Annotated in this window: 18 protein-coding genes and 1 pseudogene; 2 read left to right on the forward strand and 17 right to left on the reverse strand. The window is 67.7% G+C overall.

The window, feature by feature from the left end:
- The 17 genes and pseudogenes from BM198_RS25095 to BM198_RS25170 form a co-directional block, all read right to left on the reverse strand.
- Complete coding sequence (locus BM198_RS25095) at positions 1 to 1,566, reverse strand: phage tail protein (protein ID WP_074973325.1); 1,566 nt, start codon at positions 1,564 to 1,566, stop codon at positions 1 to 3.
- Positions 1,563 to 2,180 carry a phage tail protein I gene (locus tag BM198_RS25100; RefSeq protein WP_074973327.1) on the reverse strand — a complete coding sequence of 206 codons (618 nt, stop codon included), beginning with the start codon at positions 2,178 to 2,180 and terminating at the stop codon, positions 1,563 to 1,565. Before BM198_RS25100 ends, BM198_RS25095 begins: the two co-directional genes overlap by 4 nt.
- A complete protein-coding gene (locus tag BM198_RS25105; protein ID WP_074973329.1) occupies positions 2,177 to 3,079 on the reverse strand; it encodes a baseplate J/gp47 family protein in 903 nt (300 codons plus the stop codon). The genes BM198_RS25100 and BM198_RS25105 overlap by 4 nt, the downstream gene beginning before the upstream one ends.
- Positions 3,076 to 3,420 (reverse strand): GPW/gp25 family protein, encoded by a 345-nt coding sequence (locus BM198_RS25110; protein ID WP_074973331.1) that lies wholly within the window; start codon positions 3,418 to 3,420, stop codon positions 3,076 to 3,078. The genes BM198_RS25105 and BM198_RS25110 overlap by 4 nt, the downstream gene beginning before the upstream one ends.
- Positions 3,417 to 3,983: a phage baseplate assembly protein V gene (locus tag BM198_RS25115; protein ID WP_074973430.1), complete on the reverse strand. Its 567-nt coding sequence runs from the start codon at positions 3,981 to 3,983 to the stop codon at positions 3,417 to 3,419. Before BM198_RS25115 ends, BM198_RS25110 begins: the two co-directional genes overlap by 4 nt.
- A 61-nt stretch (positions 3,984 to 4,044) precedes the next feature.
- Entirely contained in the window at positions 4,045 to 4,503 is a 459-nt protein-coding gene (locus tag BM198_RS25120; RefSeq protein ID WP_074973333.1) for a phage virion morphogenesis protein, read from the reverse strand.
- Positions 4,496 to 5,029: a phage tail protein gene (locus BM198_RS25125; protein ID WP_074973335.1), complete on the reverse strand. Its 534-nt coding sequence runs from the start codon at positions 5,027 to 5,029 to the stop codon at positions 4,496 to 4,498. The genes BM198_RS25120 and BM198_RS25125 overlap by 8 nt, the downstream gene beginning before the upstream one ends.
- On the reverse strand, positions 5,026 to 5,283 hold the full coding sequence (gene lysC / locus BM198_RS30580; RefSeq protein WP_240924787.1) for an Rz1-like lysis system protein LysC: 258 nt from the start codon (positions 5,281 to 5,283) through the stop codon (positions 5,026 to 5,028). Before lysC ends, BM198_RS25125 begins: the two co-directional genes overlap by 4 nt.
- A pseudogene (locus BM198_RS25130) lies at positions 5,204 to 5,671 on the reverse strand (hypothetical protein); the annotation flags it as partial. The pseudogene BM198_RS25130 and the gene lysC, both read right to left, overlap by 80 nt.
- Complete coding sequence (locus BM198_RS25135; RefSeq protein ID WP_074973339.1) at positions 5,566 to 6,390, reverse strand: N-acetylmuramidase domain-containing protein; 825 nt, start codon at positions 6,388 to 6,390, stop codon at positions 5,566 to 5,568. The pseudogene BM198_RS25130 and the gene BM198_RS25135, both read right to left, overlap by 106 nt.
- Positions 6,387 to 6,710: a phage holin, lambda family gene (locus BM198_RS25140; protein WP_208610383.1), complete on the reverse strand. Its 324-nt coding sequence runs from the start codon at positions 6,708 to 6,710 to the stop codon at positions 6,387 to 6,389. Before BM198_RS25140 ends, BM198_RS25135 begins: the two co-directional genes overlap by 4 nt.
- Positions 6,694 to 7,149 (reverse strand): hypothetical protein, encoded by a 456-nt coding sequence (locus BM198_RS25145; protein ID WP_074973344.1) that lies wholly within the window; start codon positions 7,147 to 7,149, stop codon positions 6,694 to 6,696. Before BM198_RS25145 ends, BM198_RS25140 begins: the two co-directional genes overlap by 17 nt.
- Positions 7,140 to 7,346 carry a tail protein X gene (locus BM198_RS25150; RefSeq protein WP_074973346.1) on the reverse strand — a complete coding sequence of 69 codons (207 nt, stop codon included), beginning with the start codon at positions 7,344 to 7,346 and terminating at the stop codon, positions 7,140 to 7,142. The genes BM198_RS25145 and BM198_RS25150 overlap by 10 nt, the downstream gene beginning before the upstream one ends.
- Positions 7,346 to 7,810, reverse strand: coding sequence for a head completion/stabilization protein (locus BM198_RS25155; protein WP_074973348.1), 465 nt, complete (start codon positions 7,808 to 7,810; stop codon positions 7,346 to 7,348). Before BM198_RS25155 ends, BM198_RS25150 begins: the two co-directional genes overlap by 1 nt.
- Before the next feature lie 100 nt (positions 7,811 to 7,910).
- Positions 7,911 to 8,615 (reverse strand): phage terminase small subunit, encoded by a 705-nt coding sequence (locus BM198_RS25160; RefSeq protein ID WP_074973351.1) that lies wholly within the window; start codon positions 8,613 to 8,615, stop codon positions 7,911 to 7,913.
- A gap of 5 nt (positions 8,616 to 8,620) precedes the next feature.
- Positions 8,621 to 9,640, reverse strand: a complete 1,020-nt coding sequence (locus BM198_RS25165) for a phage major capsid protein, P2 family (protein WP_074973353.1) — start codon at positions 9,638 to 9,640, stop codon at positions 8,621 to 8,623.
- 43 nt (positions 9,641 to 9,683) lie between these two features.
- Positions 9,684 to 10,523, reverse strand: coding sequence for a GPO family capsid scaffolding protein (locus BM198_RS25170; RefSeq protein ID WP_074973355.1), 840 nt, complete (start codon positions 10,521 to 10,523; stop codon positions 9,684 to 9,686).
- Positions 10,524 to 10,677: 154 nt separating this feature from the next.
- Between BM198_RS25170 and BM198_RS25175 the strand changes: the two genes are divergently transcribed.
- Positions 10,678 to 12,435: a terminase ATPase subunit family protein gene (locus BM198_RS25175; protein WP_074973357.1), complete on the forward strand. Its 1,758-nt coding sequence runs from the start codon at positions 10,678 to 10,680 to the stop codon at positions 12,433 to 12,435.
- Positions 12,432 to 13,430: a phage portal protein gene (locus BM198_RS25180; protein WP_074973360.1), complete on the forward strand. Its 999-nt coding sequence runs from the start codon at positions 12,432 to 12,434 to the stop codon at positions 13,428 to 13,430. Before BM198_RS25175 ends, BM198_RS25180 begins: the two co-directional genes overlap by 4 nt.
- Positions 13,431 to 14,064: the final 634 nt, after the last annotated feature.

Consider the following 14,064-nt stretch of genomic DNA (forward strand, 5'->3'; position numbering starts at 1 on the left):
TCATTTCCCCTTGGTGGTCCAGAAGAAGCTGGCCGAGCCGGTGTGCAGGTTGCGCACGGTGATCGTCCCTAGACCACTGGCGCGTGCCTGCATGACCGGCGCCGAGCCGACGGCTTCGTCGTTGGTGAAGTTGGCGAAGGCGATGCCGATGTGGTGCACGCCGACGGTGTAGGCAGTCGGGAGGGTGATCACGGTGTTCGACCCGCTCGGCGCAGCCACAACCAGGCCCCATTGCTCGATGTCGCCGCTGGGGGTGCGGCGGTAGCCAGTGGCGCCGAGCGAGGCCCCAAAGAGTGAATGCATGTACCTGAATGCGTCCGTGCCATCCGAGATGAACCACGCTCCACTCGCGGCCTTGCGCACAAGTAGCGTCCCGTGGGCGGACATTTGAATGCTGCCCACGCTGGAGTCTGGCCGAACCAGGCTATCAGTCCCTTTCGCGGCGATGATCGGGGGGAAGTTCTGGGCATTGCCGCAGAACCAGAACGCCGTGCCCACAGGGACGCTTGCAGCGTCCGGCAAGGTGAGTGTGGGGGTGGTGCTGGCGGCCGAGATGAGGATCAGCTTGCCCGCATCTGCAGCGGTGAGCTGTGTACTGGCGCTGTAGCTGGTCTGCCCGGAGAAGTTACCCATTGCCCGCTGCACGAAGGCCGTCGTGGCCAGGCTGGTGTCGTTGTCGAACTGCGCCGGGGTGGGCGCCGTGGGGTTGCCGGTGAACGCGGGGGAGGCCAGGCGCGCCAGGCCGTTGGTGATGTCCTGGAAGGCCAGGGCGGTGGTGCCCACCACGATGGGGGCATCGGTGACCAGTTGCCAGACCGTGTCGGCCAGGGTGGTGCCGCTCTCCACCGATACGGTGAGGGCGGGGGTCACCTTGGCGTCGATGTCGGCATCGGCGGTGCGGGTCCAGGCGCCGCTGGAGGCGGCCCACAGGCCGTTGTCCTTGGCGCTGTTCTGGTTCTTCACCAGGATGCGGTCGCCTGCGCTGAGAGCCGAGGGCCAGTCGCCGTTGGCCTGCACCGCCAGGCCGGAGAGGACGACGTTGCCGGTGGTGGCGTAGCGCACCGATTGCTTGGCGTCGAGCTTGGCCAGTTCGGCGGCCACGGTGGTGGTCACGAACTCGCGGGTGGCCAGCACGACGGACGGGTCCACCTTCAATTCCACGGCGGCGACGCTGCTGACCAGCAGCACCATCCGCACCACCTGGGTACGCGCGGACCCTTCAGCCATCTGCGGCTTGTAGGTCTCGGGGGCGTTGCTGTAGGCGATCAGGTCGCCGGCGGCGTCGAAGAGGCCGATCTCGCGGATCCACCAGCCGCCGACGGTCTCCGGCAGGACCAGCTCGGCAATCACCTGGCTGCCGTTGAGCGGGTCCTTCTGCAGGGTGTTGAGGTTGGCCCGGTAGCGTTCGCCCACCAGGTTCTTGGCGCTGCGGTTGGGCACCGGCACGCTGCCGCCGCCGTCGCCCACGGCCATGCGGGTGAGCTGCAGGGGCGTGCCGAGTGCGGTGGCGTTGGCGAGCTTGGCTTCGCCCACTTCCGTGAGCACGGCGTAGTAGGTCTGGGTCATGGGTAGACGCTCATGGTGTCGATGGAGTGTTCGGCGGCGGCGAAGCGCACGGCCTCGCTGCCGACCACGATGGGGCCGGGGTCGTACGGGTAGACGGTGAGGGTGTCGCCCAGCAGGGCGGCGGCACCCACGTGGATCTCGGCGCGGGTCTCCAGGCTGATGGCCAGGCCTACCAGGTGCCGGCTGACCGGCTTGGCGTCGTCGATCAGGCGGTTGAGGTCCTGGTACATCTCGTCGGTGATGCCGGAGTCGAGCACGCCGATGTCCAGGGCGAAGGTGCCCGGCACACCGTTGGGGGCGAGCTGCCACCACTCGATGACGCGGATCAGGTAGCCCAGGGGCTCCACCACGCGGCGCAGGGCGCCGATGGTGCCCTTGTGGGCGTGCACGTACCAGGACGCACGAATCACCTTGCGCTTGACGCTCTCGGGCCAGTTGGCGTCCCAGCGGTCCACGGAGAACGCCCAGGCCAGGTAGGGCAGCAGCTCCACCGGGCAGGCATCGGGATCGGCCAGGGTGCGGAGGGGGATGGGCACCGCTTCGATCTGCGCGAGGGCTTGCGTGGCCCTGCGTTCCAGCAGGGTCGAGTTGCCGGGTACCAGGGGCCGGCTCACTGCGCCTCCTGGGTGGTGAGGTGGATGGCGGTGCAGTAGGCGGCCTGGGCGGGGGTGGGGACGATGTCGGTCCAATTGCTCAGGCTGACCTTGCGCACGCCTTCCACGTGGAGGGCGGCGTAGATAGCCGAGGCGGAGACCTCCACGCCGAGGCGGCGGCGGGTTCGCACCAGGGTGTTGAGCCGCGCCAGGGCGGCAGTGCGGATGGGCTCGGCCTCGGCGCCGGTGGTGGCCAGGTGGAGCACGGCGTTGATGCTGTAGGGCAGCACCTGGGCGCCCTGTACGGTGAGGCGATCCGCGACGGGACGGCGGTCGTCGTCGGACAGGTAGGCCTGCACAGCGGCCACCAGGTCCGCCGGGGCGGTGCCGTCGCCGGCCAGGGCCTGGATGGTGACCACCACCACGGCCGGGCTGGGACTCTCCGCGGTGGCATCGGCCACCCGGCCGTCGGCGCTGCGGGCGTGGAAGATGTAGGAATTTCGCGGGCCTGCGGTGCTCAGGCCCTCGAAGGCCATCTGGGCGCGCTCGCGCAGGGCGTCGTCACCCTCCATCACCGCCGGGGCCTGGTCGGTGGCGGGCGTCACCACCAGGCGGCGCACGTTGTAGTTGGCGGCCACCTGGTCCAGGTCGGCGCCACGGGCCTTGGCCAGGAGGGTGGCCAGGGCGGCCTCGTTGACCCGCTGCCGCCAGACCAGCTCGCGGTAGGCGTTCTCCTGCAGCAGCTTGTTGAGTGGGTCGGACTCCAGCGCCAGGCGAGCGGCAATCTCCGCGCGCTCGGCCTCGGGCCACAGGGCCAGCAGGGTGGCCTTGCGCTGCTCCAGGATCTGCTCGTAGTCCAGCTGCTCGATGACCGCCGGATCGGGCAGGGCGGCCAGGTCGATGGGTGTCCAGACCTTCATACGGACGCCCCCAGGCTCAGGGGGATGCTCAGGTTGTGCGCTTCGTTGGTGTCGATGACGGTGGCGTCGAGGGTGAGCACGACCTGGCCGGCCAGGTTGACGTCGCTCAGCTGCACGCGGCTGATGCGCAGCCGGGGCTCCCAGCGCATGAGGCTCATGGTGATGGCGGCATAGGCGAGCAGGCGGGTGGTGAGGTTGGCCGGCTGGTCGAGCAGGTCCACCAGCTGGCTGCCGTACTCGCGGCGCATGATGCGGGTGCCGAGCCGGGTGGTGAGGATGTCCGCCACGCTCTGGCGGATGTGCTCCAGGTTATCGATGGCGGCGCCGGTTTCACGGTTCATAGTGGCGGACTCGTGGGGGCACCGAGGTTCCCGATGTGCTTGTGCTTGACCAGGCTGATGCCGGCGGCGACCACGTCGGTGCTCACGGTGACGGTGCCGGTGACGTTCTGGTTGCCGGTCTGGGTGTAGTTGCCCTGGTGGGTGATGTCGCCGGTGATGCTGATGCCGCCGGTGCTCACCAGCTCGGTGCTGCCGCCAGCCGGCAGGATGGCGCGCAGGTGGTGGGCGACGCTGTCGTACTCGATCACCGCGCCGTCGCGGTAGGTGCGCCGGTGCAGGCCTGGGCGGTCGCCATTGGCAGGGTGCTGGTCACTGAACAGGCCGACGATGGCCACGCCGTTGGCGGTCTGGCCGGAGGGGCTGAAGAGCACGACCTGCTCGCCCGGGGTGGGCGGGTTCCATTCCCGGTCGGCTCCGGCGCGAGGGGCCAGCCAGGGCAGCCAGCCGGTAAGCAGCTGCCCGCTCTGCACCCGCACGCGCGCGGCGGCATGGTCCACCTCGGCGACGGTGCCGAGGCGGATGAGGTTTTCCAGCAGGCGGGCGAGGGTGGCGAGATCGTTCATGCCGCCGATGGTGGCGGCCACGCGCGCGTGATGCAGCCGCGCGGTGTTGTAGGGCGGGCTGTTACAGGCTGAGGTGGGCCAGGACCTGGTCGCGGATGAGGTCGCGCTCGGCATCGGTGAGGCCGAGCAGCTCGCGCTTGGCGTACTGCACGTCGCGGGCGCCGGGGGCGGGGCGGTCCCGCAGGCCGTACTGGTGGACGCGGGCGATGCGGGCAATGCGGCCGGCGAAGCCCACGGTGGCGCCCTCGGCGCCGCCCTTGGCCTTGACGTAGCGGGCGGTGCGCAGCTTGGTGAACATCTTGGCCTTGCGCTTGATGCGTCCGGCCTTGCCGCGCAGGTCCTGCGCTTTGCGGGGGGCGTAGGCGGAGCCGTCCGGGTTGCGCTGGGCGAGGATCCGCTGCTGCTGGCTGCGGCGCAGGCCCTGGGCGACCTGGCGGGCGAGGCGACTGCGCTCGTTGGGTTGCAGGCGGGTGATGAGCGGGGTGAGCCAGTCGCTCAGGTCGTCGAGGGTATCAGCCACGCGCGGGCACCTTGGGGTGCGGGACATCCAGCAGCAGGACATCCGCCGGCTTCACGGCGGGCCAGCTGGCCAGCAACTGGCCGTTGGCGAAGACCTGCACGGCGTCGGTTTCGATCTGTTCGGAGTATTGCGGTTCCTCGGGGTGGCTGATGTCGAGGCGGCCGTCGTCCTGGCGCTTGACCACCACCCGCTCGGTGAGGGGGAGCTTGATGGCCAGGTCCACCTTGTCGTTGGCCAGGACGTCCACCTCGAAGCCGATGGCTTCCTTGTTCCGCTCCAGGTTGGCGAGCAGCTCCGACTGGTTGACCCGTAGCCAGGCCAGCAGGGGCAGGAAGATGGCGTCGGGGTGGCCGGCGAAGTCGGTGATGATGACCTGCAGCTCGTAGGCGTACTCGAAGGAGAGGCTGGCGGCCAGGGTGCAACGGACGTTGCCGTTGTCGATGAACACCAGGATCCGGTCGGGGTCGTTGCGCAGCTCGGCCACGGCGTCGATCAGGTGCCGGCGCAGGCTGGTGGGTTTGTTCATGGCTGGCCCTGTTGGTGGCGGTAGACCATATCCACCTGGGCGGCGCAGTCGGCCCAGGCGGCTTCGAGGCGTTCGCTGTCGCTGAGCAGGTCGCCGTTAGCGGTCGGTGCCGTCGCCGGCAATTGGCACGGCACCACTGCGGGACAGCCAGTCACGGTAAGCGTCCGCTCCGCTGAGGGCGGGGCGCTCGCGCAGCCGGCGAGCAGCAGCAGGCAGAGGCAGAGCGGACCAGGTCCGCAGGTCGGGGTCGGCATGGGTCAGCTCCTTGAGGGTGCGCTCGCGCTGGGCCAGGCCCTGGCGCAGTTGGGCCTGGAGGGTGCGCAGCTGTGCCTGGGCGGTGCGTTCGGCCTGCAGGGCCTGGTCCAGCTGGGTGATGGTCTGCGCCTGGCGCTCGATGCGCTGCTCGGCCTGCTGCAGGCGCTGGTCGTCCAGCTCGGCGCGGGCGTCCTCGGCCTGGGTGCGCAGGTGCTGGGTCCACAGCAGCACGCCCAGGGCGGCCAGCAGGGCGAGGCCGTAGAGGGCCTGGCGCAGGGGACTCACGCGGCGGCCTCGATGTGCCGGGCGTAGGCGCGTTCGAGCTTCACGTCGTAGAGGTTGCGGGCGTAGGCGGGGCCGTTGTAGCGGCGGGCGAACTCGGGCCACTTTTTCCCCTTGAGGGCCTTGTGCAGGGCCGGGTCGGCTTCGATGAAGCGGACGAAGGCGTCGAGCTGCTCGGCCTCGCTGCGCTGCATGGCCTCGGCGAAGGCCTGGACGCTGGGGTAGCCGAGGGCGGTGGCGTGGTAGCCCATGATCTGGAACAGGCCCCAGCTGGCGGACTCCAGGGCGCAGGTGTCGTCCAGCTGGCGGGCACTGGCCAGGCGTTGGTGTTCGGCGGTGCCGCCGGCGTAGCCGCCGGGTGCGGCGTTGACCAGGTTGGGGAATTTGGCGGCCAGCTCCATGGCGCGCTGCTCCAGCTGCTGTACGTCGTCACTCGGGGCGCGGGTCAGCTTGAGGCGGGCGAGCATGACGTGGCGCTCGAAGAGGATCACCGGGCGGCCGTTGGCGAGGAAGCCCTGGCCCCGGCTCTCCACCTCGTTGACGGCGTAGAGCGCGGCCAGCTCGATGCCGAGGCGTTTGGCGGCGGCCACCAGGTCGGCGTGCCTGAGCAGGCGGCCGGTGTCCTGCCCGGCGAGGGCGGCGAGGGTCTTGTCGCCGGCGATGCCGTCGGCCACCAGGCCGATGCGGGTCTGGTAGGCGCGCACGGCCTGCTCGGTGGCGTCGCCGTAGTCGCCATCCACGGCGAGGGTGGCGCCTTGGGCGACGAGGGCTTTCTGCAACTGGGCGACGGCCTGGGAGCGGTCGCCGTGTTTGAGCGGGGTCATAGGGTGTCCACCTTGCGGTTGAAGAAGCGGCGGGCGAGGGCGCGGACGCCTTCGACCCCCAGCAGGCCGATGGCGCCGCCGAAGAAGGGCGCGGATCCGGGCGGGATGCCTACCAGGCCCAGGCCGTGGCTCACGGACAGGGCCAGCAGGCCGCACAGCGGGGCCTCCAGCAGCACCCGGCGCAGGGTGCCGCCGCCGTAGATGACGCGCAGGCCGGCGATGAGGGCGGCCAGCAGGCCGGCGTAGAGGCCGGGCCAGTTGTGTTCGAGCCAGGCGAAGAACCAGGCCCAGGTTTCGGGGCGGTCAGGCATGCGCTTCATTCCAGTGTCCGGCGTGGATGGCGTGGATCCGCCGTACGACCTCGCCGAGGAGGGCGGGGCTGTAGCGCTGGGCCAGGGGGAAGCCCAGGGCGGCGGCACAGAACTCGCTGCAGAACATGCGGCGGGGGTTGTCGATGGTGAGCGGGACCAGCTGGCTGCCGAGCAGGCCGAGCCAGTCGTAGCCTTTGCCCTGGTGCGCGGTGAATACCTGCTCGATGAGCTGGGCGTCAGCCCAGGGCAGCGGGATCAGGTCCCAGTGGGCGAGGTCGAGCTCGATGCGCTTGGCGCGCACGCCGCCGTCCCGGCCGGAGGCGGACAGCCAGCGGCCGTCGGGCATCACCAGTTCACAGTGGCTGTAGGGCGAGCGTGTCCATACGCGGATGAGGCGGTTGAACAGGCTGCCCCGCGCCTTGTACAGGGCGAGGTAGATCAGTCCCATAGGTTCACCGTTTGACGTTGGGGTTGCGGGGCCTGGGCGGGGAGGGTGACCCGGTGGCCCTGGGGGATGACCGGGCCGAGGTCGGCCAGGCCGGGGTTGGCCTCCAGCACCGCCTCGGTGAGGCCGGCGGTGCGCCCGTAGACCCGCCAGCAGATGGCGTCGACGGTGTCGCCCTGGAGCGCGCGGACGCTGTTCATCAGATCAGCTCCACGGTGGTGCGGCCGATGCCCAGCAGGTCGCGGATGGCCCAGCGCTGGTCGCGGCGGTACTCGGCGATGCTGTCCACCTCTTCGGCGGCCTTCTGCTCGCCGCTGTTGGTGGCGTCGTAGCTGCGGTACCGCTCGGCGATCTCGGCGCTGGTGGCGCAGTACACGGCGCGCTGGTAGGCGTGGACCTTGGCGCTGATGCCGTTGATCGTCGGGCTGGGCACGTCGGCGAGGGTGGCGTAGCCCTTGGCGATCCATTCGGCCCGGCGGGTGACCAGGTCGCTGTTGACGCTGAGCATGGCGTTGACGGTGGCCAGCTCCAGGCGGGCGTTGGTGATGGTGCCGGCGATGCGCTGGGCTTCGCGCAGGTGGTCGGCGTCGATGTCCGGCCAGAAACCGTCATTGACCAGGGTAAAGGCCTTGGGGGTGGTGTCGCCGCCGACGAAACCGCTCATGTGCTGCTCTCGCGTGGAGGGCGGTGGTCGGGGCGTCACAGCAAGGGAGGAGGTCCTGCTGATCGGCCCCGAGCCGCCCGGGTTGCGGGGGACCGCTCGGTTAGCCGCCCTGCTGGGCGGCGAGTTTGTTGAGCAGCTTGGTGGCTGCGTCGAAGGCTTGCTTGCCGCCGCACATGCTGTGCAGCTCGATGGCGCGCTTGAGCAGGTCGGCGCCGGCCTGGAGCTTGCCGGGCGGGCCTGGGTTGTCTTGGGTGAGCCCTTCGAGGGTGGCGCGGCCGGCGGCGAGGTAGAGCTTGGCGCGAGCCTCGTCGGGCATGTCCTGGTCGTCGGTGAGGGCGATGGTTCGGTGCAGCACGTCGAGGTCGAAGCTGTCCTTGGTCTTCTGCGCCTTGAGGGCGGCCTCGGCGATTTCTTCGGCGACCAGGCAGCCGCTGGAGCGCTCGAAGCGATCCGGCAGGGCGAGCCCGTGCCGCAAGACGTACTCGGCGATGTCGAGAGCGCCCTGGTAGTCGCCGGTGTCGATGCGCCAGACCATGAGGTAGCCGAGCACGTCGTCCTGGGCGCCTTGCCCCGCCTCCAGCACGCCCTCGATGTACGGCGCGTACGCGGGGACCAGTTGGCGCTTGAGTTCGGCCTTGCGCTCGTTGCCCTGGACCTGGCTCAGGCGCAGGCGGTCCTGGTGCAGCTGGGCGAGCTGCTGTTCGTAGGCCGGCAGGCCTTCGACGGTGTCGCCGTGGGGGGTGGCCTCGGCCGCCATGGCGGCCGAGGTCTTGATGAAGTGGCGTTTGGCGGGGCTCAGGGCCATGGCGGTCAGGCCTCCAGCAGCTCGATGTTCTCGACCAGGCAGCCGAGGCCGTAGTCCTCGACGACGTAGGCGTCGTTGCTCGATTCGAAGTTGTCGATGCGGTTCTTGGCCGGGTTCTCCTGGATGTAGCGGCGGCGGCCGCCGAGCTGCCAGTAGATGGCGAGGTTGGGCAGAGTGGTGATGAGCATGGCGCCGTCGGGCACGTAGGGCACTTCGATCGGCTGCTTACCGCCCATGCGCTTCTGCGACAGGATCATGTCGGTGGCGAGCTTCTCGGACGCGGGCTGCTCCTTGTTCACCAGCGGGAAGTACTTGTCGTGCACGAGGTTGCTGCCGAGGATCACCACCAGGCCGGGGTCCTTGCGGTGCCAGGGGTCGATCAGGTTGGCCACCGCGTCGAAGACCAGGGCGTCGAGGTTGTTGTAGTCGGCAGTGGCGCCGTTGCCGATGACGATCTTGCCGGCGGCCTTGCCGTCCTTGAGGACGCGCTGCGGGGCGTTGTTGCGGTACTGCTGCAGCCAGCCGATGTTGACGTCCTGCAGCAGGGGGTTGGTGCTGCGGTTGGTGGTGGCGGCGGCGCTGGTCCCGTTGAAGCCGATCATGATGCGGTCCAGGGCCTGGCGCTTGATGATGGCGTCGCGCAGCAGGGCCTGGAACTCCGGGAACTTGGCCCAGGCGTCGAGCAGGGAGTAGCGGATGGCGGTGTCGAAATCCGTCTGCTTGGCCTCGTACTTCTGGTTGTCCAGGGCCTGCACTTCGCGCGGGGTACGCACGCCGCTGCCGGTGGTGTCGGTACGGCTGGCGATGGTGCCGCTGACGCCGATGCCGACCTTTTCGCCGATCAGTTCGTCGACGCCGATCATGCCGATCTGGCCGAGGAACTCGCTGGATTCCTGCATCCGCTGCTCCAGCTTCTGCTGGACGCTGGGCTCGATGGCGAACTTGGTGGTGGCGCTGTCCACGCCGTTGAGCTTGGCCACCTGGTCCAGGTAGGCGTTGAAGAGTTTTCGGGTTTCGTTACGCATGGGTCTCTCCGGTTGATCCTTGGCTGTTGGCTGTCCCTGGGGATCAGCAGTCGGTTACGACGTGCTGCTTGTCACCGGTGACCGGCGGGCGCTGTTTCTGGCTGAGGTCCTGGGTTTTGCCGAGCTGCTCCTTCAGGGCGGCGAAGTCGGTGGTGATGGTCTCTACCGCCTTCGTGAGGTTGGCGATGGCGGTGTCGGCCTTGACCGCGTGCTCCTGCTGCTGGGTGGCGAAGGTGACCAGGCCCTCCAGGGCCTCGCCCAGCTCCTTGAAGGAAGTGGCATCCCTGCCTTCCTTGTCCTTGCCCTTGCTGATGAGGTCGCTGATGGCGGTCTTGAGGCTGCCGAACAGCCCCACCTGGTCAGTGACCTCTTCGAATTCGAGATTGGCTTCGATGGCCTCGGAGAACATGGAGGTCTCGGAGTAGTGGCGGCTACGGAAGGGGCTGGCCTCGGGCTTCTGCGCAGAGAAGGCGAGGACGTCGGTCCCCAGGCTGGCCGGGGAGTCGGTGACGGCGAGGCCGACCATGTACGCCTCGCCGCTGTCGGCGAAGTTCTCGTCGATCTCGATGGAGGTGTAGATCTTCTGCTTGGCCTTGTTGAGGGCGATCAGTTCGCTGGTGGGCTCCAGCTGGGCGTAGAGGGCGAGCTTCTTCTGGCCGGAGATCTCCACCTCTTCGGTCTTGAGGGCGACGACGTCGCCGTAGGCCTTGAAGGGGCTGTCCGGCAGCAGGCTGCGGAAGTGCTCCAGCCAGATGCGGGCGCCGTAGGTGTTCTGGCTGAAGTTCTTGGCGGCCTGCTCCAGCCAGCTGCGCTTGATCTCGCGCTTGTCGGTAGTGGCGCCTTCCACGGCAACGCGGAGCCACTTCGAGCGGAATTTCTTCATGGGGTGTCCTCGGTTTCAGCTGCTTTGCCGCAGTCGGCGTTGAGGGGCATGGTCGGCAGACGGCGCTGGCCGGGCAACGCGCCCGCTTTGTAGTGGTGGGGGATACAAGGGGCGGCGCGGGTGTGCTTCGCGCGCGGGCGGCAGCATCGGCGCCATGAACGCTATCGCCAGCCTCCCGACCGACCCTCGACGCCACGCCAAGCACCTGTACTGGATGGGGTGGCGCGTCACCGATATCGCCGATCTGCTGGGGGAAAAGGAGAAGACCCTGCACAGCTGGAAGGCCCGGGATGAGTGGGACCGGGCGACTGCGCTGCAGCGGGTCCAGGCGGCGACCGAGGCGCGCCTGGTGCAGCTGATCCTCAAGGATCCGAAGACAGGGGCGGACTACAAGGAGATCGATCTGCTCCATCGGCAGATGGAGCGGCAGGCGCGGATTGAGCGCTACCAGGGCGGTGGCAGCGAAACGGACCTCAACCCGGAGCTGGCCAAGCGCAATGCGGGGCCGAAGGCAAAGCCTCGGCGCAATGAGTTCAGCGAGGACCAGGTGGAGCGGCTGGTCGAGGCCTTCCTCGATGGTTGCTTCGACTACCAGAAGGATTGGTACCGGGCCGGCAACCAGCGCACCCGGGTGATCCTGAAGTCACGCCAGATCGGCGCGACCTACTACTTCGCCCGGGAGGCGCTGATCGATGCGCTCACCACGGGCAGAAACCAGATTTTCCTGTCGGCCTCGAAGAATCAGGCACACATCTTCAAGGCCTATATCCAGGCCTTTGCCCGCGAGGTGACGGGGGTCGATCTCACCGGCGATCCGATCATCCTGCCCAATGGCGCGGAGCTGCATTTCCTCGGTACCAACGCCCGCACGGCCCAGGGCTATCACGGGAATTTCTATTTCGACGAGTTCTTCTGGACCTTCAAGTTCCAGGAACTGAACAAGGTCGCCAGCGGCATGGCGATGCACAAGAAGTGGCGCAAGACGTACTTCTCGACGCCGTCGAGCATGGCCCACGAGGCGTACACGTTCTGGACCGGGGAGGTGTTCAACCGGGGCAAGCCGGCATCGGCGCACCTGAAGGTGGACGTGAGCCACGGCGCGCTGCAGCAGGGACGCCTGTGCGAGGACAAGATCTGGCGGCAGATCGTCACCATCCTGGACGCGGCGGACCGGGGCTGCGACCTGTTCGATATCGATGAGCTGCGCTTCGAGTACTCGCCCGAGGCCTTCGCCAACCTGCTGATGTGCGAGTTCGTGGACGACGGGGCGTCGGTCTTCCCCCTGGCCATGCTGCAGCCTTGCATGGTGGACAGCTGGGTGAAGTGGGAAGGGGAGTACAAGCCCTTCGCCAAGCGCCCTTACGCCAGCTGGCCGGTGTGGGTGGGCTACGATCCGGCCGAGACCGGGGACACTGCCGGCCTGGTGGTGGTGGCGCCGCCGCAGGTGCCGGGCGGGGCCTTCAGGGTGCTGGAGAAGCACCAGTTCCGGGGCATGGACTTCGCCGCCCAGGCCAAGGTGATCAAGGAAATCACCGAGCGCTTCTGGGTCACCTACATCGGCATCGATACCACGGGCATGGGCTCGGGCGTGGCCCAGCTGGTTAAGCAGTTCTTCCCCAACCTGGTGACCTTCAGCTACTCGCCCGAGGTGAAGACGCGTCTGGTGCTGAAGGCTTACGACGTGATCCACAAGGGGCGGCTGGAGTTCGACGCAGGCTGGACCGACTTCGCCCAGGCGCTGATGGCCATCCGCAAGACCATGACCGCCAGCGGTCGCCACATGACCTACACCGCCGGCCGCACCGAAACCACGGGCCATGCCGACCTGGCCTGGGCCCTGTTCCATGCCCTGCAGAACGAGCCACTCGAAGGGCAGACGACATCCAACACCGGCTTTATGGAGCTGCAATGATGACCACCCAAACCCCAGCCGGCGCGCCTGCAGGCGTCGAGGCCTTCACCTTCGGCGACCCGACGCCGGTCCTCAGCGGGCGCGAGATCTTCGATTACCTGGAATGCGCCTTCAACGGGCGCTGGTACGAGCCGCCGCTGTCGCTGGACGGTCTGTCCCGGTCGATCTCGGCGAGCGTGTACCTGCAGTCGGGGCTGACCTTCAAGCGCAACATGCTGGCCCGGGCGTTCGTCCCCCACCGGCTGCTGTCCCGGGCGGCCTTCGAGCAGTTCGCCCTGGACTGGCTCTGGTCCGGCAACGCCTACCTGGAGCGCCGCCGGTCCATGCTCGGCACGTCCGTGGCCCTGCAGCCCTGCCTGGCGAAGTACATGCGGCGGGGCGAGGATCTCGACCGCTACTACCTGGTGCGCGGCTGGAAGGATGAGCACGAGTTCGAGAAGGGGACCATCTGCCACCTGCGCGAGGCGGACATCCACCAGGAGGTGTACGGCATGCCCGAGTGGCTGGCGGCCCTGCAGTCCGGCCTGCTCAACGAGTCGGCCACGCTGTTCCGCCGCAAGTACTACAACAACGGGTCGCACGCGGGCTTCATCCTCTACATGACCGACGCGGCGCAGAAGGAGGAGGACATCGATGCCCTGCGCAACGCGCTGAAGAACGCCAAGGGCCCAGGCAACTTCCGCAACCTGTTCGTCTACGCCCCGAACGGCAAGAAGGAGGGGCTGCAGCTGATCCCCGTCAGCGAGGTGGCGGCCAAGGATGAGTTCGGTTCGATCAAGAACATCACCCGCGACGACATGCTGGCCGGCCTGCGGATCCCTCCACAGCTGATGGGCATCGTCCCGCAGAATGCCGGGGGCTTCGGATCGATCACGGATGCGACGACCGTATGGGTGCAGAACGAACTGGAGCCGCTCCAGTCGAGGCTGCAGCAGGTGAACGAGTGGCTGGGCGAGGAGGTGATCCGGTTCCGCGAGTACCCGACCCCCGCCTAGCTCCCTGCCTGCCACACCCCAAGCCGCCTACGGGCGGCTTTTTCGTGCCCGCGCGGCAGGGGGTGCCCGCCCTGCTCCGTTGCACCGTATTGGTGCGTCCCGGCGAAAACCCCGGGTTTCACCCTCGCGGCGCGGGGTCGTCCCCCCGCCACGCCTGCGGTCTAAATGGGTCGTTTTTTCTGCACCCCTGCAGCCCTTTGCAAGAGAGCCTGGCTGCGGGGCTGCCTCAGAACTCTGCGCACCAAAAAGCCTGCGAATCCCTGCAGAGCGGCCCGGTAAACGGGGAGATATCAAGCCTGCCAGTTGGAGTACAGGGTGCGATTTTCAGAATGAGTAACTTCCGCAACATCCGCCGGGGACATGGCTGGAGGCCGCGTGGTTCTTGGCCTAGAGGGTTACAAAGGTGAGTAATTTCAGAGTAATCAGAAAAGTGATTTTTGGTTAACTAACTGATTTATAAGGGTTTTTACGAATGCAAAAATCACTCTATAGATGAGTAATCAGATTACTAAATAGTTACTCAGAAATTACTTTCCAAATGAGCATGGAAAGCCAATAGCGACAAGGGCTTAGGCTGCAATTTTGGTCAGGATTACAAAAATTACTCATTTGAAAGACCCCCCTCTACCTTGGC

Origin of the sequence: Metapseudomonas otitidis, from assembly GCF_900111835.1 — a bacterium.
Lineage (GTDB): Bacteria > Pseudomonadota > Gammaproteobacteria > Pseudomonadales > Pseudomonadaceae > Metapseudomonas > Metapseudomonas otitidis.